The 20765-nt window shown below is 39.9% G+C and carries 21 protein-coding genes and 6 tRNA genes; 23 read left to right on the top strand and 4 right to left on the bottom strand.

Annotation, left to right across the window (positions count from 1 at the left end; translation table 11 throughout):
• Window positions 1-120 precede the first annotated feature (120 nt).
• From SJY16_RS20000 to rocF, 7 genes are all read left to right on the top strand, one after another.
• Window positions 121-196: transfer RNA gene (locus tag SJY16_RS20000), tRNA-Thr, on the top strand.
• Between the two features lie 9 nt (window positions 197-205).
• Window positions 206-290: transfer RNA gene (locus SJY16_RS19995), tRNA-Tyr, on the top strand.
• A gap of 4 nt (window positions 291-294) precedes the next feature.
• A tRNA-Lys gene (locus tag SJY16_RS19990) sits at window positions 295-370 on the top strand.
• A 5-nt stretch (window positions 371-375) separates the two neighbouring features.
• Window positions 376-450: transfer RNA gene (locus SJY16_RS19985), tRNA-Gly, on the top strand.
• Window positions 451-460: 10 nt separating this feature from the next.
• Window positions 461-534: transfer RNA gene (locus SJY16_RS19980), tRNA-Gly, on the top strand.
• Window positions 535-538: 4 nt separating this feature from the next.
• Window positions 539-614, top strand: a tRNA-Ala gene (locus tag SJY16_RS19975).
• Window positions 615-830: 216 nt separating this feature from the next.
• Window positions 831-1733 (top strand): arginase, encoded by a 903-nt coding sequence (gene rocF, locus SJY16_RS19970; protein ID WP_377891989.1) that lies wholly within the window; start codon window positions 831-833, stop codon window positions 1731-1733.
• Window positions 1734-1758: 25 nt separating this feature from the next.
• Here the strand turns inward: rocF and SJY16_RS19965 are convergent, their stop codons facing one another.
• Complete coding sequence (locus SJY16_RS19965; protein WP_377891987.1) at window positions 1759-1947, bottom strand: Spo0E family sporulation regulatory protein-aspartic acid phosphatase; 189 nt, start codon at window positions 1945-1947, stop codon at window positions 1759-1761.
• A gap of 210 nt (window positions 1948-2157) precedes the next feature.
• On the opposite strand from SJY16_RS19965, the gene sigW reads away from it, so the two are divergent.
• The 8 genes from sigW (at window position 2158) to SJY16_RS19925 (ending at window position 10730) form a co-directional block, all read left to right on the top strand.
• Entirely contained in the window at window positions 2158-2718 is a 561-nt protein-coding gene (gene sigW, locus SJY16_RS19960) for an RNA polymerase sigma factor SigW (protein ID WP_377891986.1), read from the top strand.
• Window positions 2719-2737: 19 nt separating this feature from the next.
• A complete protein-coding gene (locus SJY16_RS19955; RefSeq protein ID WP_377891983.1) occupies window positions 2738-3361 on the top strand; it encodes a zf-HC2 domain-containing protein in 624 nt (207 codons plus the stop codon).
• 180 nt (window positions 3362-3541) lie between these two features.
• On the top strand, window positions 3542-4360 hold the full coding sequence (cdaA, locus tag SJY16_RS19950; protein WP_377892354.1) for a diadenylate cyclase CdaA: 819 nt from the start codon (window positions 3542-3544) through the stop codon (window positions 4358-4360).
• Window positions 4360-5316 (top strand): CdaR family protein, encoded by a 957-nt coding sequence (locus SJY16_RS19945; RefSeq protein WP_377891980.1) that lies wholly within the window; start codon window positions 4360-4362, stop codon window positions 5314-5316. The genes cdaA and SJY16_RS19945 overlap by 1 nt, the downstream gene beginning before the upstream one ends.
• A 253-nt stretch (window positions 5317-5569) precedes the next feature.
• Window positions 5570-6913: a phosphoglucosamine mutase gene (gene glmM / locus SJY16_RS19940; protein ID WP_377891978.1), complete on the top strand. Its 1344-nt coding sequence runs from the start codon at window positions 5570-5572 to the stop codon at window positions 6911-6913.
• A gap of 467 nt (window positions 6914-7380) precedes the next feature.
• Window positions 7381-9186, top strand: a complete 1806-nt coding sequence (glmS, locus tag SJY16_RS19935; protein ID WP_377891975.1) for a glutamine--fructose-6-phosphate transaminase (isomerizing) — start codon at window positions 7381-7383, stop codon at window positions 9184-9186.
• 111 nt (window positions 9187-9297) lie between these two features.
• Window positions 9298-9921 (top strand): LysE family transporter, encoded by a 624-nt coding sequence (locus SJY16_RS19930; protein ID WP_377891973.1) that lies wholly within the window; start codon window positions 9298-9300, stop codon window positions 9919-9921.
• A 62-nt stretch (window positions 9922-9983) separates the two neighbouring features.
• A complete protein-coding gene (locus SJY16_RS19925) occupies window positions 9984-10730 on the top strand; it encodes a YqcI/YcgG family protein (protein ID WP_377891972.1) in 747 nt (248 codons plus the stop codon).
• Here the strand turns inward: SJY16_RS19925 and SJY16_RS19920 are convergent.
• Entirely contained in the window at window positions 10727-12037 is a 1311-nt protein-coding gene (locus SJY16_RS19920; RefSeq protein ID WP_377891970.1) for an amino acid permease, read from the bottom strand. The genes SJY16_RS19925 and SJY16_RS19920 overlap by 4 nt on opposite strands.
• 139 nt (window positions 12038-12176) lie before the next feature.
• On the opposite strand from SJY16_RS19920, the gene SJY16_RS19915 reads away from it, so the two are divergent.
• From SJY16_RS19915 to SJY16_RS19900, 4 genes are all read left to right on the top strand, one after another.
• Complete coding sequence (locus SJY16_RS19915; protein ID WP_377891967.1) at window positions 12177-13118, top strand: arginine deiminase family protein; 942 nt, start codon at window positions 12177-12179, stop codon at window positions 13116-13118.
• Between the two features lie 108 nt (window positions 13119-13226).
• Window positions 13227-13943: a ZIP family metal transporter gene (locus SJY16_RS19910; protein ID WP_377891965.1), complete on the top strand. Its 717-nt coding sequence runs from the start codon at window positions 13227-13229 to the stop codon at window positions 13941-13943.
• 104 nt (window positions 13944-14047) lie between these two features.
• The gene (locus SJY16_RS19905; RefSeq protein WP_377891964.1) at window positions 14048-16159 is read left to right on the top strand and encodes a heavy metal translocating P-type ATPase; all 2112 of its coding nucleotides are present in this window, start codon (window positions 14048-14050) and stop codon (window positions 16157-16159) included.
• A 159-nt stretch (window positions 16160-16318) separates the two neighbouring features.
• Window positions 16319-16666: a DUF1516 family protein gene (locus SJY16_RS19900; protein ID WP_377891962.1), complete on the top strand. Its 348-nt coding sequence runs from the start codon at window positions 16319-16321 to the stop codon at window positions 16664-16666.
• Window positions 16667-16700: 34 nt separating this feature from the next.
• On the opposite strand, the gene SJY16_RS19895 is transcribed toward SJY16_RS19900, so the two are convergent.
• Window positions 16701-17213, bottom strand: a complete 513-nt coding sequence (locus SJY16_RS19895) for an acyl-CoA thioesterase (RefSeq protein ID WP_377891959.1) — start codon at window positions 17211-17213, stop codon at window positions 16701-16703.
• A 150-nt stretch (window positions 17214-17363) separates the two neighbouring features.
• On the opposite strand from SJY16_RS19895, the gene SJY16_RS19890 reads away from it, so the two are divergent.
• Window positions 17364-18149 (top strand): divergent polysaccharide deacetylase family protein, encoded by a 786-nt coding sequence (locus SJY16_RS19890; protein WP_377891957.1) that lies wholly within the window; start codon window positions 17364-17366, stop codon window positions 18147-18149.
• A gap of 67 nt (window positions 18150-18216) precedes the next feature.
• Here the strand turns inward: SJY16_RS19890 and SJY16_RS19885 are convergent, their stop codons facing one another.
• Window positions 18217-19119: an aldo/keto reductase gene (locus tag SJY16_RS19885; protein ID WP_377891954.1), complete on the bottom strand. Its 903-nt coding sequence runs from the start codon at window positions 19117-19119 to the stop codon at window positions 18217-18219.
• Between the two features lie 161 nt (window positions 19120-19280).
• Here SJY16_RS19885 and SJY16_RS19880 point away from each other — a divergent pair, with 161 nt between their 5' ends.
• The 3 genes from SJY16_RS19880 to SJY16_RS19870 all read left to right on the top strand — a co-directional run bounded on the left by SJY16_RS19880 (window position 19281) and on the right by SJY16_RS19870 (window position 20656).
• Window positions 19281-19448, top strand: a complete 168-nt coding sequence (locus SJY16_RS19880; protein WP_377891952.1) for a hypothetical protein — start codon at window positions 19281-19283, stop codon at window positions 19446-19448.
• Between the two features lie 309 nt (window positions 19449-19757).
• Window positions 19758-20195 carry a disulfide oxidoreductase gene (locus SJY16_RS19875; protein WP_377891949.1) on the top strand — a complete coding sequence of 146 codons (438 nt, stop codon included), beginning with the start codon at window positions 19758-19760 and terminating at the stop codon, window positions 20193-20195.
• The gene (locus SJY16_RS19870) at window positions 20192-20656 is read left to right on the top strand and encodes a thioredoxin family protein (protein ID WP_377891947.1); all 465 of its coding nucleotides are present in this window, start codon (window positions 20192-20194) and stop codon (window positions 20654-20656) included. The genes SJY16_RS19875 and SJY16_RS19870 overlap by 4 nt, the downstream gene beginning before the upstream one ends.
• The last annotated feature ends 109 nt before the right edge of the window (window positions 20657-20765 follow it).

Raw genomic sequence — 20765 nt, 5'->3', positions numbered from 1 at the left:
TTATATTTTAATCATATTGATGATTACTTGCTCAGGAGTACTCTAAAAGAGTGCACTGTTTTTTGTTTGTAGGTTCATAAAACAAAAGACAAGAACGAGAATATGCATCAAATATACTTCGCCGGTCTAGCTCAATTGGTAGAGCAACTGACTTGTAATCAGTAGGTTGGGGGTTCAAGTCCTCTGGCCGGCACCATCTATTTGTGGAGGGGTAGCGAAGTGGCTAAACGCGGCGGACTGTAAATCCGCTCCCTCAGGGTTCGGCGGTTCGAATCCGTCCCCCTCCACCATTTAGAGCCATTAGCTCAGTTGGTAGAGCATCTGACTTTTAATCAGAGGGTCGAAGGTTCGAGTCCTTCATGGCTCACCATTTATGCGGAAGTAGTTCAGTGGTAGAACACCACCTTGCCAAGGTGGGGGTCGCGGGTTCGAATCCCGTCTTCCGCTCCAATAGAATATTGCGGGTGTAGTTTAGTGGTAAAACCTCAGCCTTCCAAGCTGATGTCGTGGGTTCGATCCCCATCACCCGCTCCATAATGGGGCCTTAGCTCAGCTGGGAGAGCGCCTGCCTTGCACGCAGGAGGTCAGCGGTTCGATCCCGCTAGGCTCCACCATTTTCCTTATACAAAGTTATAGGGTTTTTTTTATGTCTAAAAAAGTCTACATACAAAACGCGTTTTATTTTATCTCGTTCTCTTTCATTAATAAATATCCGAAAATTCCTAAAAAATGAGTCTGAGTATGAATACTTATTCAAAAAAGTGTCCGGTTGAGTCATTAAAAAGCGAATGGTTACAATAGAGGTAGACATAACACTAGGAGGACTATAAATGAATAGTCAATTATCAATTATTGGAGTTCCAATGGATTTAGGTCAGATGAGACGTGGAGTCGATATGGGGCCAAGCGCTATAAGATACGCTGGAATTGTAGAACGTTTAGAGAAACTGAATTATAATATTGAAGATCTTGGAGATATTGAAATTGGTAGACCTGAACAACGCCCAGAGAATCAAGACCATCAACTCAAGAATTTAAAAGAAGTAGCTGATGCTAGTGAAAAATTGGCTTCGAGAGTAAATGAAGTGATTGAACGTAAGCGTTTTCCCCTCGTATTCGGTGGGGATCACAGCATTGCTATCGGAACGCTTGCAGGAGTATCTCAAAGCTATAATAATCTTGGCGTTATCTGGTATGATGCTCACGGTGATTTAAACACATCGGATACATCACCTTCTGGTAATATCCATGGAATGCCTCTTGCCGTCAGTCTTGGTATTGGTGATGAGTCTCTAACTGGAATCGCTGGTTTTAGTCCAAAGATTAAACCTGAGAATATTGTTATTATCGGTGCCCGTTCACTTGATGAAGGGGAGCGAGTACTTATCGAGGAAAAAGGAATCAAAGTCTTTACTATGCATGAAATTGATCGCTTAGGTATGACGAAAGTGATGGAGGAAGCGATTGCTCACGTTTCGAATGGAACTGATGGTGTACATCTAAGTCTTGATTTAGATGGATTAGATCCGCACGACGCACCAGGAGTCGGTACTCCTGTTCTTGGAGGGATCAGTTATCGTGAGAGTCACCTTGCGATGGAGATGCTTGCAGAGTCTGATATTCTTACCTCTGCTGAATTCGTTGAGGTGAATCCTATTTTGGATGAGAAGAATAAAACAGCTACTGTTGCAGTTGCTTTAATGGGATCTTTATTCGGTGAAAAGTTGAAATAACATGATTAACGGCTCTCTAAGAAGTTTAGAGAGCCGCTGTTTTTTCTTTTTTACATTCATCATATTGGTTTAATAAATTATCAAGATAAGTGCTGATTTCTACTAATTCAGAAGAACTTAATGGCTGCTTTTTTGCTAAGAGGTTCATTTTTTTTCGAGAAGCTTCAATTTCCTTCAGTAAAACTTCTTTCTCCCGCCCCTTTGGAAAATCCATTTGCAGACCATCCCTTTCATTCATTTTCCACTGTATACCCTTTTTAAATCAATAAAAAACCTCTTTTTTAGAAATATATGTATTTTGGTTATTTATAGAGATTACTCATGCTAAAATAGGGGAGGATAAAAAAATTATAAAAAAAACGAAACTTTATTTTTCCTGGAACGTATTGAATAATATCCGCAGGGAATAGCGGGGGTTGAATATATGGACGCCATTGTAAAAAGAATAATATTACAAGTAAGAAAAGGGGATCACAATGCTTTTGGTGAGCTTGTGGAGCTCTATAAGGATCGTGTGTTTGCTCTTACCTTCAGAATGCTAGGTAACCGTCAAGAAGCCGAAGACGTGGCTCAGGAGGCATTTATTCGAGCTTATACGAACATAGATCGCTACCAAATCGATCGTAAGTTCTCAACATGGTTATATCGTATTGCGACCAATTTAGCGATTGACCGAATGAGAAAGAAAAAGCCGGATTATTACCTTGATGCTGAAGTTTCGGGCACTGATGGTCTAACGATGTATTCACAAGTAGCAGCTACCGATCAATTGCCTGATGATGAAGTTGTTTCCCTAGAAGCACAAGAGGGTATTCATCAAGCGATATTAAGCCTTCCATCTAAGTATCGTTCTGCAATAACGCTTAAGTATATTCAAGAACTTTCGCTAAAAGAAATTAGTGAGATACTTGACTTACCAGTAGGCACAGTGAAAACCCGTATACATCGGGGGAGAGAAGCCCTTAGAAAGAAGCTACGTGAGTGATGAGAAAGGGGGAGAAACTATGAAATGCCCTAAAGAAATAGAACGAATGATGCATGATGTACTGGATGAAGAGGCTACGAAGGAAGAACAGGTTACTGTACAAAACCACTTGAAAACATGTGCTGATTGTAAGCAACATTACGAAGAACTTAAGAGAACAGAATCATTTCTCCTCAGCTCGCCTTCTCTTAAGGCACCCGATGGTTTTACATCAAAGGTAATGCATCAGCTTCCGCAAGAAAAGAAGACTGTATGGGTGAAAAGATGGATGAAATCTCACCCGTTAATGACAGCGGCCGTTCTTTTTCTAGTATTAATGGCAGGTTCTGTATATTCATCATGGACGAGCGAAGATCAGATGACTGCATTATCTGGTAACCTGACATTTAATCAGGAAACAAATACGGTGATTGTGCCAGAAGGTGAAGTAATAAAAGGTGATTTAACGGTTAAGAACCGCAATCTCGAAATTGAAGGTAAAGTTGAGGGTGATGTTCTCGTTATTAACGGAGAGCAATATATGGCTTCTGCTGGTCAAGTAACAGGAGAAATTGAAGAGGTCGATCATATTCTTGACTGGACCTGGTATCATTTAAGAAAAGCATTTCTCGATATTGGAGACATTTTTTCATCAGATAAGTAATCTTCCTTTAAACCGCTCTTAACAGAGCGGTTTTTTGTGGTTAAATGGTTAGGAAGAGGAAATGCGAGTGACTTTGAACATACTAAAAATATGATATAATTAAAAAGTTACCAAAGTTTTTGAAAGTGTAACGGTTAGGAACCACAGGCTAAATTCACTATGTTTGGAGGAAGAGCCGTGCTGCCTGTTGCTAATGTAAATGTGCTTGACTACATAACAGAAATTATAGATATTTTGCTAGTAACCTATGTGATATATAAAATTATCATGTTGATTCGAGGAACGAAGGCTGTTCAGCTTCTCAAAGGAATCACCGTTATTATTGCGGCGTGGTTTTTGAGTAGCTTCTTTGAACTAAATACCCTTCACTGGATTTTAGAGCGAGTGGTACTTTACGGTTTGCTTGCCATTATCATCATATTCCAGCCAGAGCTTAGAAGAGCCTTGGAACAATTAGGACGAGGTCGACTATTCACTCGTTCTGCAGTAGAAGAAGAAGAAACGAACAAAATGATTGAAGCGATTATTAAATCTACTTCTTATATGGGAAAAAGACGGATTGGTGCACTAATTTCCATTGAGCGAGAAACCGGGTTAAATGATTATGTTGAAACGGGTATTCAGATGAATGCCAAATTAACTTCTGAACTTCTCATTAATATCTTTATTCCTAACACTCCTTTACATGATGGTGCTGTTATATTGAAAAAAGACGAAATTCTTGCAGCTGCATGCTATCTACCTTTGTCCGAAAGTCCTTTCATTTCGAAAGAGCTTGGGACGAGACATAGGGCAGCATTAGGAATAAGTGAAGTAACAGATAGCTTAACCCTCGTAGTCTCAGAAGAAACTGGTAGCATTTCACTCGCTAAAAATGGTGAGCTTCATCGAAATGTATCAGAAGAGGTTCTTCGTGACCTTCTTACTGCGGAACTAAACTCCGCTGTTACAAAGAACGAAACTTCCAATCGTTGGAGTAGTTGGAGGGGGAAAAAATAATGGACAAGTTGCTAACAAGTAATTGGTTTGTCAAAATTATCTCGTTTCTTCTCGCTCTTATGCTCTATACCATTGTAGCTATGCCTGACGCTTCAACATCAGGTGGAGATGGGTTGCTCAATCCTGAAGGGGATTCTTATCCAATCTCTGATATGAAGCTACAGGTGCTTTATGACGAGGAGGAAGTTGTGGTTTCTGAATTGCCAGAAACGGTGGATGTCATTGTTGAAGGTCGAACTGATGGTGTGATGATCTCTAGGATGACCAACAAAGAGGTTTACGTAGATTTACGTAATTTAACTCCAGGACAACATCTTGTTACGGTTAAACATCGTGACTTTCCTGAGAACGTCGATGTTACAATCGATCCAGCAAGAGTATCGGTGACGATAGAAGAGAAAAAATCGAATACATACCAGGCTGGTATTAACTTATTGAAAGCTGATGATCTCCCTGAAGGCTATCAGGCTGAGAATCCAATTGTTACTCCTGAGGCAGTAACTGTTACAGGAGGAGCTTCAAAGCTTGAGCAAGTGGCTTTTGTTAGAGGGTATGTCGATGTTAGTAATGCCAAGGAAGCCGTTAATGCCCGCGTTACACTGAATGTGTACGATGGTAATATGGATGAGATCCAAGGACTAACAATCGAACCAGCTATAGTCGATGTAAAAGTGCCGATTAACAACCCATCTAAGAAGGTGCCGGTTGAGCTTGAGCAAAAAGGCGAACTTCCTGAAGGAATTAGTATTTCATCAATAACTGTTGAACCAAAAGAAGTGGCTGTGTTTGGTCCTTTGGAAGAACTTGAGAAGTTAGAAGCGATAGATGGCGCTTCGATCGATCTTTCGAAGATCACGAAAGATACAACGTTAGAACTAAATGTTCCTGCACCTGATGGAATGTCGAAAGTAGATCCACAAAAGATAAAGGTTAAAATTACTGTGAGTGATGAGTAATAAATAGCATTCAATGATATACCCATAAAAGTTTCAGGTCGTTCGGATGGTCTTACTGCAACCGTTACAAAGCTGAATTAACTGATGTGGCTTTTAAGGTAAATCGAATGTTGAACCTTTTCAAGTTGAAAGGATACTCTCAATACGGTTGAACCGGACTCGTTTAGAGCCGGTTCATCGAAAAGAGTTACTCTTAGAACATAAATTAGAGGAATCATAACTGAACTGTGCGATACAAAGGAGAGAAATTACGATGGGTAAATATTTTGGGACCGACGGTGTTAGAGGTGTCGCAAATACTGAATTAACACCTGAGCTTGCGTTTAAATTAGGACGTTTTGGTGGGCATGTATTAACAAAAGGTGCTGAAAAGCCGAAGATTTTGATTGGGAGAGATACTCGTATTTCAGGTTATATGCTTGAAGGCGCACTTGTAGCAGGATTGTTATCAATCGGAGCTGAAGTTATGCGATTAGGTGTGATCTCCACGCCAGGTGTCGCTCATTTAACAAAAGCTCTTAGTGCTCAGGCGGGGGTTATGATTTCTGCATCTCACAACCCGGTAGGTGACAACGGGATAAAGTTTTTTGGACCAGATGGTTTTAAACTATTAGATGTTCAAGAAGACGAAATCGAAGCTCTTATCGATAGTGATGAAGATACGGTTCCACGTCCCACAGGTGAAGGTCTTGGAATAGTTAGCGATTATTTTGAAGGATGTCAGAAGTACCTACAATACCTGAAACAAACAATTGATGAAGACTTCTCAGGACTTCATATAGCGCTAGATTGCGCACATGGTGCAACGTCTTCACTAGCACCTCACTTGTTTGCTGATCTAGAAGCTGACATCTCTACTATCGGCACGAACCCTACAGGCACGAACATTAATGCGGGTGTAGGATCCACGCATCCAGAAGCTCTCGCTGAGTTTATGAAGGGCAAAAATGCTGATTTAGGGTTGGCATTTGATGGAGATGGTGATCGCCTTATCGCAATTGATGAGAACGGAGATATCGTTGATGGCGATCAGATTATGTTTATTTGCGCGAAGTTCATGAAAGAGCAAAAGAACCTTCGTCATGATACCGTGGTTTCAACTGTTATGAGTAACCTTGGTTTCCATAAAGGGATGGAAGAAGCAGGGATCACATCTTTAAAAACTAAAGTTGGCGATCGTTACGTGATGGAAGAAATGCGTAAAGAAGGATATAACCTTGGTGGTGAACAGTCAGGGCATATCATTTTCCTAGACTACATCACAACAGGAGACGGCATGCTATCCGCACTTAAGTTAGCTAATATTATGAAAGTCACTCAGAAGCCATTGTCAGAGCTTGCAGCTGAAATGAAGAAATACCCGCAATCGCTTGTGAATGTTCGTGTGACTGATAAGACAAAAGTTGATTCAAATGAGCGTATTCAGGAAACCATCCAGAAAGTTGAAAGCGATATGAATGGAGAAGGACGTATCCTTGTACGTCCATCTGGAACTGAACCACTTGTACGCGTTATGGCTGAAGCCCCAACAAAACAACTATGTGATGAGTACGTACAACGTGTAGTGTCAATGGTTGAAGAAGAACTAGGAGCATAATCCACACAAAACAATATTTAGTACGAAAGGTATGCATATGTAGCACACAATGAGCTACTGATGCATACCTTTTATTATTTAAATAAAAACTATTAGTAAATCGGACGGAACCAGTTTTCATTTTTTGAAAAAAAGGATTGACCATTATTTTACATCTATTGTATTATTGTAGTTATGTTTGATCCTATTCAAAAAGGGAAAGTGAGGGAAGCGGGTTTATTATTAAGATAAGCGCCTGGACTGCTCTCGATCGGTAGAGAACAGTTGACGAGGAAGAGGTTCATCGAACATCGGCGGATACCTCTCGATTGCTCACCACAATCGAACGGTTTTGAGTTAAAACAGAAAGGTGACTTTCTGTACAAAACCAAAACCATGGTGAAGAACGTTAAATTGATAATCGGAAAAGAAGGGGCAGGTCTGCCCCGTGGTACACCTGTTCCTTCAATTGAAGGAGGACTTTTTTTATGTGTGGTATTGTTGGATATATTGGAAATAAAGATGCTAGAGAAATTTTGTTGCGTGGGCTAGAGAAACTTGAGTATCGTGGGTACGACTCTGCTGGTATCGCTCTTCTTAATAACGAAGGCTTACACCTTACGAAAGAAAAGGGACGTATAGCTGATCTTCGTAAAGAAGTTGATTATGAGGTAGAAGCGACAACTGGAATTGGACATACACGTTGGGCAACACACGGTGAACCAAGTCAAATAAACGCACACCCGCATCAAAGTGCATCAAAACGATTTACGCTTGTTCATAACGGTGTTATTGAGAACTATCAACAAATCAAACGCAACTTCTTATCCGAGACTGAATTCGTCAGTGCGACTGACACTGAAATCGTTGTACAGCTTATTGAGAAATTTGTAGAAAAAAACAACATGCAAGTAGAAGAGGCATTTCATCAAGTGTTACAAGAACTTCACGGTTCTTACGCACTCGCATTAATCGATAATGAAAACCCTGAAACACTTTTTGTTGCAAAGAACAAAAGCCCGCTTCTAGTAGGAGTAGGTGACGAATTTAACGTTATTGCTAGTGACTCAATGGCAATGCTACAAGTAACGAATGAATTCATCGAATTGATGGATGAAGAAGTCGTTCTTGTAAAGCGTGATTCTATCACAATTAAAGATATGAATGGCAAAACGGTTGAGCGTGAGCCATTTACTGCTGAAATCGATGCTAGCGATATTGAGAAGGGGACGTACCCTCACTATATGCTTAAAGAAATCGATGAGCAGCCGTTTGCAATTCGTAACATTATTACCAAGTATAAAGATGAAAATGATAACATCAAATTAGATGAAGACATTCGAAACGCTGTTAAAGGATCGGATCGCATTTATATCATTGCTTGCGGAACAAGCTACAATGCAGGACTTGTAGGGAAGCAACTTATTGAAAACATTGCTCAAGTTCCAGTTGAGACGCATATTGCAAGTGAATTCCTTTACAATATGCCACTTGTTTCCGAAAATCCACTATTTATCTTTATTTCACAGAGTGGTGAAACAGCAGATAGTCGTGGCGTACTCGTTAACGTGAAGAAAAAAGGCTTCAAGTCATTAACGATTACGAATGTACCAGGTTCAACACTTTCACGTGAAGCGGATTACACACTTCATACACATGCTGGTCCTGAGATCGCTGTAGCATCAACGAAAGCTTATACTGCCCAAATGGCAGTATTAACAATTCTTGCGGTTGATACAGCACAGGCAAAAGGAATTAAGCTTGATTTTGATCCTCTTCAGGAATTAGGAATCGTAGCGAATGCTATTGAATCCATCGTAGATCAGAAAGAAAAGATTGAAGCGGTCGCTCGTGAATTCCTTTCTGTTACACGTAATGCATTCTTCATCGGCCGTGGTGTAGATTACTATGTATGTCTAGAAGCTGCGCTTAAACTGAAAGAAATCTCTTATATCCAGGCAGAAGGATTTGCTGGAGGAGAGCTTAAACATGGTACGATTGCACTGATTGAGAAAGGAACACCAGTTATTGCAATTGCAACACAAAAACACGTGAACGGCAGTATCCGTTCTAACGTTGAAGAAGTTGTCGCTCGTGGAGCGTCACCATGTATTGTTACAACGAAGAGTCTTGAAGAAGAAAATGACTCAATTGTACTTGATGAAGTACATGAGCATTTAACTCCACTCGTTTCTGTTGTTCCATTACAATTACTTGCTTACTATGCAGCACTTCACCGAGAATGTGATGTTGATAAGCCAAGGAACCTTGCTAAGTCTGTAACTGTAGAATAAGTGTAAGCGTCCGTTACTTTTGTAACGGGCGTTTTTTTATTGATATTCGCGTTTCCCTTTAATACTAAAGGACATGCTTGAATAGGATGTTATGGAAGAGGGGGAAATGAGATGAGCATTTATTTTAGTTATATTTTGTTAGGGTTATCGCTCTCTGCACCTATAGGTCCTATTAATGCGGCACAGGTTGATAAAGGGATCCGATATGGTTTTTTGAATGCGTGGTTTGTGGGGATCGGTGCGATGGTCGCTGATGGGATCTTAATGTTGTTGATCTATGTAGGAATCGGGCATATTGTGGATTCACCGTTTATGAAAACATTTCTCTGGTTGTTTGGATTCTTTGTTTTGAGTTATACCGGTGTGGAAAGTATCGTAAAGTCGAATTCCAATCAAAGCGATAGCGGGGTATCGCGTAATGAAGCAAAAAGTAAGTCATTCCGTACTGGATTCTTCATGGCGATTTCGAATCCGCTAAATATCTTATTTTGGTTGGGAATTTACGGATCCATTCTTGCTCAGAGTACAAATGGCACTTACCATTTATTGATCTCTAGTACAGGAATATTTATTGGAATTACGATATGGGATTTAACAATGGCAAGTGTGGCTTCAGGGGCTAGGAGGTTTGTAAGACCACCAGTGCTTCGAATTGTTTCAATCCTTTCAGGCGTCATTCTTATTGCATTTGGTCTTTATTTCGGAAAGCAAGCAATGATTATGCTCCTAAGTTAGACAGACACCTAATTTTACTTCTCTCAATAAGATACCGTGTGTAGCTTTTGGGAGGGAAGAAGATGATTTTATATACAAAGAGTATGATTGATCAACATAGCGAAGAGTTGGAGGACTGGAAGAAGTGTGCCTATCAACAGTTTTCAAATATGATGTGTAGCGAATCCCATCCTTATCCATGTGTGCCGGGAAAGATGGGTTTTTTAGATGATTCACTTCGGTTTGGATTTGCGGCTTCTCCTTTAGAAGAGAAGTCTTATGAGCAACTCGCTACTTTATTAAAAGAATATGGAGAGGTTTCTCGAAACACAGGAAAGTATGCTTCTTTGGTCGTGTTCTTCGAGGGGCATGATGTTAAAAGCATCGAGGAGTATCAGGACATGTTTTGGACGTTATTAAACAAAGTTCATCAACGAGATGAAGCGGAATGGCCTGAAGAGATTCCGACAGACCCTGATAACCAGGCTTGGGAATTTTGTTTCGATGGTGAGCCCTATTTTTGTTTTTGTGCCACACCAGCACACCGCTTACGAAAAAGTCGTAGTTTTCCTTACTTTATGTTAGCTTTTCAGCCGAGGTGGGTATTTGATGAAATCAATGCTACGACATCACTTGGACAAAAGTTGAAGAAGGTTATTCGGAACAGACTTGTTAACTATGATGGAATCAAACCCCATACTGCTTTGAAGTGGTATGGAGAACAGGATAACTATGAATGGAAGCAGTATTTTCTGGATGAAGAAGATACCACTAGTTCCAAATGTCCATTCATGGCAATGAAAAATAAGTTGAAGAACTTTCATCCTTAATGTTTTCTTTTTAGCTTTATGACAGTAGCCAGGGCAATGAGTACAATAAAGCCTAAGCTTACAAAGAATCCGGGCCTGCTTATTTTATCGAATAATGTGCCTGTTACAGCGAAGAAAATTAGTGTGAAGGCAATCCATATCCCAATATGACTCTTTAGTGTATGTTCCATTAGTTTGCGATACGATAGCAGGATGAAAATCCAGTTGTATAGCAACATAAGTCCGGCTGCAGTGGTGATGTATTCGAAGATTTTTCCTGGTAGTAGCAATGCAATGATAATTGAAATGACGACAACGAGAGTCGTAAGTCCGAAAGCTGGGAGCGGGACTTTATTCTCTCTTTTTTGAGCAAAGAGCTTTGGTGCGTCTCCCTCTTCGGCCAAAGTTAATAGCATGGTTGTAACTGCATAAAGGGAAGCGACCATTGTTGAAAATCCGGCCACGATAAGGATGCTATTAAAGATATGTGGTACGAATACTGGAAGCTTATACGCAATCAGTACTGTTAGAAAAGGACTTTCATCAGGAGTAATGTTTAAAGGTGAATTCAATTTTAATACAAAATAGAAAGATAGCAAGTAGAGGGAAGTTAAGACGAATAGCATAATATTCCCGGATTTTTGGGCATCCTTCGGGTTGTTTAGGTGTTCCGCCATAAGACCCATAATTTCAATCCCACCAAATGCATAGAACGCATAGAGAAGTGCAGTCCATAAACCTATGCCACTGTTTGGGAAAAGGTTTGATAGTGGAGAAGAGATGCTTTTTGACGGTTCAAGTGGATTAATCAATCCTGTAATAGCAGCTATCGCAATCATTAAAAACATGACGATAGCTGCTACTTTCATGATTCCAAACACGTTTTCCATCTGCTCGACTTTATGAACACCCATGAGGATAATGGAGAGTCCAAGGATCGCAAAAACTGTTGCAAATATCCATAACGGAGTGTTCGGGAACCAATACTGAGTAAATATAGACAGGGCAGTCAATTGACTCCCCATGATAAGCATTTCAGATGACCAGTATACCCAACCGTTACTAAATCCTGCCCATTCACCGAACGCGTGCTTTGCATACGTTCTGAAAGAACCTTTGACAGGCTGGTGAGCTGTTAATTTTGCAAGTGCTTTAAAGACAAACCACGTACCGAGTCCAGCTAATGCATAAGCGATCAAGGCGGCGTTACCGGCCTTTTGAATCGCAATACTAGACCCAAGGAAATACCCTGTTCCGATAATACATCCCACACCTATCAAAGATAGTTGCCACCATAAAAGGTTTTCAGATTGCGTTTGTTTCCTCATTCGCATGACTCCCCGTTTGTTGTTATGCATAGTTTGGGAAGGATCATGGAGGAATATGTGTCCTTTTGGATAGAGGAATGTTTTGATTCGAAAAGGAGATAGTAATAGGATAAATCGGTTAAAAGGGGTATGCTTCAATATGAATCTACATCCTAATTGTTGGAATGAATATAGTGAGTTAAAGAGTGTTGTTGTTTGTTCTCCTTCGTTGTTGGACGTTCCTGATAAGAAAATTGCCTCCTATGTTCAGTGGGAAGCTCCTGTTAATCATAAGAAGGCAATTGAGAATCATGAACATATGGTAAATGGATTGAAGGACGCGGGAGTTAATGTGGTGAACTATGATACATACCTTTCGGCGGAGGATTTAGTCTTACATAGGCAGCTAATCAATCGTGTGTTTGTGCGAGACCTAGCTTGCGTATTTGGAAGTTGCATTGTTCCAGGTGAGGCAGGTACGACGATGAGAAGACCTGAGTATGTTACGTCGCATTTGCTCTTTAAAGATTGGTTTGATGAAAAAACGTTTTCGATTAAAGATAATAATCAGTCCAAAGCATTAGAGTTTGGCGATGTGATGGTATTGAATAAGGATGCCGTCTTTATTAATTCTGGCGTCCGGACAAGCATCGATAGCATTGAAGCAATTAAAGAACAAGTATTTCATGCAGGTTTTTCGGAAATAGGCGTCATTGACCTACCAAGAAGAGCAGACACACTTCACATGGATATGAACTGCAATGCTGTGGGAGAAGGTGTCTTTCTGGCTAAAAGTTATATGAGGTTTTTCCCAGTGAAAATTATGATGCAAGGAGCTTCGAAATACATGATGATGGAAGCTTTCTTGAATCGACATGGATATGAAGTAGTCTGGACAGATGAGATTACCCACACAGTAGCAGATATCAATTTCTTAAATCTTAATCCTGAAACCCTATTGATCAGTACAAAAGCAAATAAGAAAATTTTCAAAAGTCATCCAAAGCTAAAGAAGAAGAAGTTAGTTGAAGTAGATGTTGATGAACTTGAGAAAGGTGGCGGAGGCATCCGCTGTATGACGTTGCCAATTGAGAGAAGATAATCAGGACCTAATGTAAAGGAAGAAGGGGGATAACCTTTCTTCTGTTTTTTTATTTCTCTCATATATTTTAGTGGACGGGGTCTTGGTCCCTAAAAAGGAGGGAGAACTGTGTTTTCCTTATTATCGAATCTATTTCTTGTTGGGATAAGTGGTTTACTTATTGGAGCGGCTGCTGGTAGGGGCGCATATGGGTTTTATTCCCATCGAATGGAAGAACTTTATTTGCTGTGTGGTGGTATGCTGATCGGTGTTATTGGATTTGAATTAATTCCAGAAAGTCTACATTCATTTGATAGTATTGCGATTCTTTTAGGAGCATCGTTTTCTTTCCTATTATTCGTTCTTATTGAATCTAAATTTCACAACCATATTGTACATAATAAATATGTGCCTCTACTTGCATTTGTTCTGGCGCTACTTGCTCATAGCATTCCAGTTGGGATTGCAATTGGAATCAATGGGAGTGGAGATGAATTCAGCTCGGTGTTACTTTTAGCTCTCTTTATCCATCATATACCTGAAGGAGTAGCATTAGTTTTATTTACGAGTATTACAGGTCTAAAGAGTTGGTATTCTATATTGGCAGCTAGTTTGATTTCGCTCGTGCTCGTATTATCAGCGAGCTTCGGTTCAAACTTTGCTCCTTCGTACACATTTAATGGCATTCTTACAGGTATCGCGATTGGCTCACTCTCTTATGTTGCATGGTTTGAAATCATTTTAAAAGTGAAAGGCCGTGTTCTTAACCGAACGTTGTTGTTATACACAACCATGGGCATACTTATAATAATTATGTATATCAAAATGGTTCATAAATTGTTTTGACATATTGTAGAATGTTCAGTAGAATCAACTATATAATATATGAACACATGCTCATATACTGAATATAATGTTGTGAGGTTCCTAATAAAGGAGTGTATAGCGAGATGAAAGAATATCGCTTAAAGGGCTTATCATGCCCCAATTGTGCTGCTGATTTGGAGCAGCAAATTCAAAAGTTAGACAATGGTGAGACAGCTCAAATTCAATACAATTCTGGAAAGATCCAGCTTGATGAGAAAGTTGATCTCAATAAAGTAGAAAAAATCCTATCATCTGATCATGCTTCACTAGTGAAGAGTGATGATGAAGACGAGCATGAACTTCATTCACATTCTTCTAATATCAAAATGTATCTCGGAATTGCTACGGGTGTATTCATTCTTGCACTCCTTGTAGATGGCATGACAAGTGTTACGGCGATACCAATTTATCTTACTGCAATTATTTTAAGTGGTTATCAAACATTCATTAAAGGACTCAAAAATCTAGTGCGTTTGAAATTCAATATAGAAACATTGATGACGATCGCGCTCATCGGGGCAGTCGCAATTGGAGAATGGCGAGAAGGTACTCTCGTAGCTATTCTGTTTGGGCTAAACGAATACTTAGAAGGTTTAGGTATGCAAAAAGCTAGAAAATCGATGGCTTCGCTACTGCAAATCGCACCAAAAGAAGCAGTCATCATTCGAAATGGCGAGGAGCAAACGATACCAATTTCTAGTTTGCAGGTGAATGATTTGGTACTCGTTCGATCTGGGGACAAACTTCCTTCAGATGGTGTGATTGAATCTGGGAATAGTTCTGTCAATGAAGCTGCGATAACAGGAGAAGCGATGCCAGTAGAAAAAGCGGTAGGAGAAGATGTGTTTGGTGGAAGCATCAACAATGAAGGTGTGCTACGAATTAGAATTACAAAGGCCTATAAAGATTCTTCCCTTGCAAAGATTCTTCACCTTGTTGAAGAGGCACAGGAAACGAAGACGCCGACGGAACAGTTTATCAACCGTTTCTCTCGGTATTACACCCCGATCATTATGGCGATTTCAGCGCTCGTGATGATTGTTCCACCAGTGTTCTTCAATGCTGATTTCGGTGAGTGGTTTTATCAAGGATTAGCCGTGTTAATTGTAGGTTGTCCATGTGCCTTGATCCTTTCCTCTCCTATCGCCAACATAGCAGGTATAACGAGAAATGCTCGGAATGGCATTCTCATTAAAGGCTCAGTCTATTTAGAACAGCTAGGAATGATTGATACGCTAGCATTTGATAAAACGGGGACACTAACTAAAGGGAAACCCTATGTAGAAAAATATGAGACCTTCGATCACGAAACGTTCTTAACGGTTGCTGCAGCTGTTGAAAAGCATTCATCACATCCTTTAGCTAAAGCCATAATGGATAAAGTGAGCGAGTTTCCATACCGTGAACTCGAAGCAGAGAAGCTCGAAACCATTGCTGGACAAGGGATCGAGGCCACAATCGATGGCAAACGATACAGAGTTGGTAATGAGAATAGTGTAAAGGGCATCCAGATAGAGGAGGGCGTTCACTCAACGATTGCTTCCATGAAGGAAGAGGGATTAACGCTCGTTTTAGTGGCAGATGACACGAAAATTCTTGGTGTCTTTGGAATTTCCGATGAAATTAGAGAAGAAAGTGAATCGGTTATGAGTGCGCTACATTCCTCTGGAATAAAAAATACGGTGATGTTAACGGGTGACCATCAAAAAACTGCTGAAAAGGTATCGAAGCGAGTAGGAGTGCGTTCCTACTTTGCAGGGCTAATGCCTGAAGAAAAAGTAGAGAAAGTTAAGGAACTTACGAAAGAAGGAAAGGTAGCGATGATTGGTGATGGCATCAATGATGCCCCTGCTCTTGCTACAGCTAATCTAGGAATTGCGATGGGAAAAGGAACAGATAGTGCAATCGAAACAGCAGATATTGTGTTGATGCAAGATCATCTTGGTAAGTTACCTGATGCGATCTCGATTGCAAAGCGGGTGAACCGCACCATTCGTCTTAATATCGCTCTAGCTCTTGGCTTAAAGCTCATTGCGTTGCTTCTAACGATTCCAGGTCTCCTTACTCTTTGGATCGCAATTTTATCAGATATGGGCGCTACAATCCTTGTAACATTAATTAGTTTGACAATCCTTTGGGAGAAGAAAGAAAAACAAGTTAACGATGTACAACATCCAGAGCCACAGCATTCATAATATGTAACCCCCTGACCCGCAGTCAGGGGGTTTTAAATGAAGAAGATATGATAAATTTGTTATCTTTTTATAATAGGGCTTGTGTCGATGGAAATAGAATTCTACTATTAGGATATGACACTTATGTCATATCCATAAAGGATGGGAAGGGGAACATACATGTATAATATTTTTTATCAGTCTCACGCAGGCTCATGGGCAGTTCTTGTGCTCTTATTATTCGTTAGCTTTTTTGCTTACAAGCAGAACATTTCTCTAATGATTCAAAGGCTCTTTTATTTAATTATGATTATTTCTGGAGCAGGTATGATCGTTCTTCAATTTACAATGGGGTCATTTCCACTTCTTTATATTTTCAAAGGTATTATAGCAATCGCTCTAATTGGAGTGATGGAAATGATCGTAGGTAGAAGAAAAAGATCTGAGTCAACCAAAACACATTGGATCGCATTCGCAGTTTTGCTTCTGATCGTACTATTGATCGGTTACGATGTTATCAGTTTCTAACAAAAATCGACGTCCTTCTAGGACGTCGATTTTTTTATTCCCATGGTCGTTTTGTTGTTAAGAGCCCTGCTAACTCTTTACTTGCCTGGCGATGTTCTCGTCTTTTTTCAGCGCGGGCAGGGGCGGTATTATGAAGGTTCTTTTCTTCTTCCGTTTCAGGGATGATTTGTGGAACGGATAATGGCTTTTTGTTTTCATCTAGTGCGACGAAAGTGAGAAATGCTGTTGCAGCAATTTTCCTTTCCCCTGTTAATAGATGCTCCGCTATTACTTTGACGAAAACTTCCATTGATGATTTTCCTGTATAAGAAACATAAGCCTCAAGGCAAACTGAGTCATCTGGTGTGATCGGGTGTAGGAAGTCGACAGAGTCTGTTGACGCTGTTACGACTTCACTCCGACATAACCTCATCGCAGCGATTGACGCAAGGTCATCAATATCGCGCATCAATTGGCCACCAAATAGAGTGTTGTGATTGTTTGTAGCTTCAGGGAATACGTGGCTTGTCTTTACCACAAGAGTTTCTCGGATGTATCTTTTTTCCATGTTGTTCTCTCCTTTTACGTACGAATTCACTAGTCTATCTTTACTATGCCCTTCAAAACCTTCGAGAAAACATCTTGGGACTAATAGAGTTAATCCTGTACTCATGAATTTGGTCAAGGTGGGAATTTTAATGAAAAGGAGGTTAATTCGATGAAGGTTTTGTTTCTTACGGCTATCATGCTGAATACGTTATGGTCTCAACCCCATGTTGAAAATGCAGTGGCGAAAAGTAATCACCATTCTGAGCTCGCAATCGTAATCGATGATTTTGGGAACAACATGGGTGGTACAGAGGAAATGCTCCAACTTCCTGTTCCTTTAACCATTGCAATTATGCCTTTTCTTCCGACTACAAAAGAAGATGCTAAATCAGCTCATAAACAGGGGCATGAAGTTATTGTACATATCCCTATGGAACCACTAAGAGGAAAGGCAAGCTGGCTTGGTCCGGGTGCAATTACAACAGACCTTAGTGATAAAGAAATAAGAAAAAGAATTTCAAGCGCGATTGACGACGTCCCTTATGCGGTTGGTATGAATCACCATATGGGTTCAAAAGTAACAGCTGATGAGCGCATCATGAGAATCGTTTTGAACATATGTAGAGAAAGAGGATTGTATTATTTCGATAGCAAAACGACAGATAAAAGCGTTATTCCAAAGCTAGCGAATGAAATAGGTGTCCCTTATTTGGAAAATGAACTGTTTTTCGATGATATTTACACAATAAGCCATATGAATAAGAAAGCAAGAGAACTTGAAAGGCTTCTTGATGATGACGAAAACCATATCGCTATTGGGCATGTCGGGATAGCAGGAAAGAAGATGGTTCAAGTACTCAATGAATACATTCCTATTTACCAATCAGATGCTACGATCGTACCTCTTTCTGAATTAATTCCAAGCTTTGATATGATCGATAAACAAGTCCCTTAAGTTAATCAAACGTTTGTTTAACGAATAGTAAAGAGCGTCCAGTGTCGTCCGGACGCTTATCATTATATTAAGGAATGTCATAGCCCATCGAGCTAGTGAGAATTTCAAACCACTGATCCCGTGTTAAGGATAAGGAAAGTGCATCAATTGCGCTATCGATACGGTCGGTTTTCCCAGAACCCACGATCGGCATAATGTCAGCGGGATGATTTAGAAGCCATGCGTAAAGCACTTGGTCGATTCCTTCTGCACCTATTTCAGAAGCAACCTTTTCGATGGTCTGGCGTAGGCGGGTTGCTTTCTCGTCGCTTGATGTGAACACACTACCACCGGCAAGAGGTGACCATGCCATCGGTTTGATTCGTTTTTCCTGACATAGGTTAAGTGTGCCGTCTTCGAAATTCTCCAGGTTATAAGCCGAAAGTTCGATTTGATTGGTGATGAGTGGTTGATCGACATAAGATTGAAGCATAGTAAACTGATGGTGTTTGAAGTTCGATACACCGAAATGCCTTACCTTCCCATCTTGGTGAAGCGTTGAAAAGGCTTCTGCAACTTGTTCAGGGTCCATAAAAGGATCAGGACGATGAATAAGAAGCGCATCGATGTAGTCAGTCCCAAGTGATTTCAGCGATTGTTCTGTTGAAGCGATAATATGCTCTTTACTTGTGTTGTAATGGTGAGATGTATGAGAAGGGCGATTAGGAGATTCAAGCACGATGCCACATTTCGTTACGATCTCCATCTGATCTCTTAATGAAGGCTTGAGAGCCAGGGCCTGTCCAAATAGTTCTTCACACAAATAACTTCCGTAAATATCTGCATGGTCAAACGTTGTAATTCCACGGTCAAGATTGTGCTCTATTAGGGATAACGTTTCTTGGCTGGACTGATTCCAATCTGCAAGACGCCATAGGCCGTGAATAATACGTGAGAAGGATAGATTTTCCTCAAGATGAACGCGTTGCATAGATAAACCTCCTTGAACTGTAGTTCTTACCATTCCAATCATAGAAGAAGAAAAACGTTTGCACAACTTTAATGTTCTTGCACCTCCTTCATTGAAAATGCTTCTCATTATCAACTACAGGTGATATAATAAGAGAAAATTCAGAAATAAGAGGTGGAATAATGGTAGAAACAATGCAACTGTTATTGTTTTTCGTCATATTGTTTTCAACGTTTGTTATATTTGCATTCATTCTAAGATCGGAAGCTAAGAAGAGTGGATATTTGCGTAATAGAAGTACGTCAATGCTCGAAAAAGCACCTCATTTAACAATGAAAAAAGGTTATTGACTTTTTAATTGATAAAGATTATCATTATCATATAAGGAAATGATAATGAATTGTGTTCCCCGACATGTTCATTTCAAGAAGAAAATAGAAGTTCCCCCTTCGAAAATAGCTGCCTGCACTGGCAGCTATTTTCATAAGAAAGATCCTGCTGATGGTCAGCAGGATCTTTTTTTGAGTTGTGACAACTTATCAAACGTTAAATAGGAAAAGTTGTGCAAAGGAATACATTTCACGTATGCTATAGGTGGGAATAGTTAGAGCGTTTATGCGAGATCAGGAAAACAAATTATTTTAAGAGAGGTTACAGGGATGAGTTACGAGAAAAAGAAAGAATACTTATTGTTTAGTGCCTGGGCAGCTGCGGTCGTAGCTATGGCTGGTAGTTTATACTTCTCAGAAGTCCTTGGATATGAGCCATGTGTGCTATGTTGGTATCAACGAATTTTGATGTACCCTCTTGTCATCGTTTTGGGAATAGCTGCAGTGAAAAAAGATGGAGCTCAATGGTTATATGTTCTTCCAATTTCGCTGATTGGATTTGGAATTTCTCTCTATCATTACTTAATTCAGAAAACATCTTTCTTTGCTGAATCCTCCCCCGCATGTGGAAGAGTTCCATGTACAGGTGAATATATAAATGCTTTCGGATTTATTACGATACCTTTCTTAGCTTTAATTGGATTTACGATCATCAGTGTTTGTATGGTTATATTGGCTATGCAGAAGAAGGAGGAAGAAACAATATGAAAAAGATCATCATATTTCTAGGAATCATCATCGTTTTATTTGGTGCTTTAGCTTTCGTTACAAATTATTCTAATAGCGAGAAAAGTGAAGATAACCCTTATGGGAAAGATTCTTTGAAGCAAGGAACAATCGATCAGTTAGATGATCCGCTTTACCAAAATCAAATTTTGCCAGAAGAGCTAGCAGAGAAACTCTCGAATGAAGAAGACGTTTTTGTTTATTTTTATAGTCCGGAGTGTGTTCACTGTCAAAATACTTCACCGGTATTAGTGCCACTTGCAGAAGAGATGGGTATTGACCTGAAGAAATACAACATTCTGGAGTTTGAACAAGGATGGAGTAACTACGGAATAGAAAGTACGCCAACTGTTGTGAAATTCGAAGATGGACAGGAAGTCGATCGAATTGTAGGCTCACAATCAGAAGAGACATTTACAAAATGGATCGAATCAAATAAGTAAAGTATCAGGCTGTCGATTTTTTTCGACGGTCTTTTTTTGTATAGTAAGGTTCACAATTTACGAAAGACATCATAGCTTGTATAGCAGTTGCATAGAAATGGAGTAGAGT

This window comes from Alkalihalobacillus sp. R86527, from assembly GCF_042466185.1.
Taxonomy (GTDB): Bacteria; Bacillota; Bacilli; order Bacillales; family Guptibacillaceae; genus Guptibacillus.
This window is presented reverse-complemented; position numbering and strand designations above follow the sequence as displayed.

Excerpts from the sequence above, each read along its gene's own strand:
- rocF (WP_377891989.1), top strand. The coding sequence starts at position 831 with ATGAATAGTCAATTATCAATTATTGGAGTTCCAATGGATTTAGGTCAG.
- SJY16_RS19965 (WP_377891987.1), bottom strand. The coding sequence starts at position 1,947 with ATGGATTTTCCAAAGGGGCGGGAGAAAGAAGTTTTACTGAAGGAAATT.
- sigW (WP_377891986.1), top strand. The coding sequence starts at position 2,158 with ATGGACGCCATTGTAAAAAGAATAATATTACAAGTAAGAAAAGGGGAT.
- SJY16_RS19955 (WP_377891983.1), top strand. The coding sequence starts at position 2,738 with ATGAAATGCCCTAAAGAAATAGAACGAATGATGCATGATGTACTGGAT.
- SJY16_RS19945 (WP_377891980.1), top strand. The coding sequence starts at position 4,360 with ATGGACAAGTTGCTAACAAGTAATTGGTTTGTCAAAATTATCTCGTTT.
- glmM (WP_377891978.1), top strand. The coding sequence starts at position 5,570 with ATGGGTAAATATTTTGGGACCGACGGTGTTAGAGGTGTCGCAAATACT.
- glmS (WP_377891975.1), top strand. The coding sequence starts at position 7,381 with ATGTGTGGTATTGTTGGATATATTGGAAATAAAGATGCTAGAGAAATT.
- SJY16_RS19930 (WP_377891973.1), top strand. The coding sequence starts at position 9,298 with ATGAGCATTTATTTTAGTTATATTTTGTTAGGGTTATCGCTCTCTGCA.
- SJY16_RS19925 (WP_377891972.1), top strand. The coding sequence starts at position 9,984 with ATGATTTTATATACAAAGAGTATGATTGATCAACATAGCGAAGAGTTG.
- SJY16_RS19920 (WP_377891970.1), bottom strand. The coding sequence starts at position 12,037 with ATGAGGAAACAAACGCAATCTGAAAACCTTTTATGGTGGCAACTATCT.
- SJY16_RS19915 (WP_377891967.1), top strand. The coding sequence starts at position 12,177 with ATGAATCTACATCCTAATTGTTGGAATGAATATAGTGAGTTAAAGAGT.
- SJY16_RS19905 (WP_377891964.1), top strand. The coding sequence starts at position 14,048 with ATGAAAGAATATCGCTTAAAGGGCTTATCATGCCCCAATTGTGCTGCT.
- SJY16_RS19900 (WP_377891962.1), top strand. The coding sequence starts at position 16,319 with ATGTATAATATTTTTTATCAGTCTCACGCAGGCTCATGGGCAGTTCTT.
- SJY16_RS19895 (WP_377891959.1), bottom strand. The coding sequence starts at position 17,213 with ATGGAAAAAAGATACATCCGAGAAACTCTTGTGGTAAAGACAAGCCAC.
- SJY16_RS19890 (WP_377891957.1), top strand. The coding sequence starts at position 17,364 with ATGAAGGTTTTGTTTCTTACGGCTATCATGCTGAATACGTTATGGTCT.
- SJY16_RS19885 (WP_377891954.1), bottom strand. The coding sequence starts at position 19,119 with ATGCAACGCGTTCATCTTGAGGAAAATCTATCCTTCTCACGTATTATT.
- SJY16_RS19880 (WP_377891952.1), top strand. The coding sequence starts at position 19,281 with ATGGTAGAAACAATGCAACTGTTATTGTTTTTCGTCATATTGTTTTCA.
- SJY16_RS19875 (WP_377891949.1), top strand. The coding sequence starts at position 19,758 with ATGAGTTACGAGAAAAAGAAAGAATACTTATTGTTTAGTGCCTGGGCA.
- SJY16_RS19870 (WP_377891947.1), top strand. The coding sequence starts at position 20,192 with ATGAAAAAGATCATCATATTTCTAGGAATCATCATCGTTTTATTTGGT.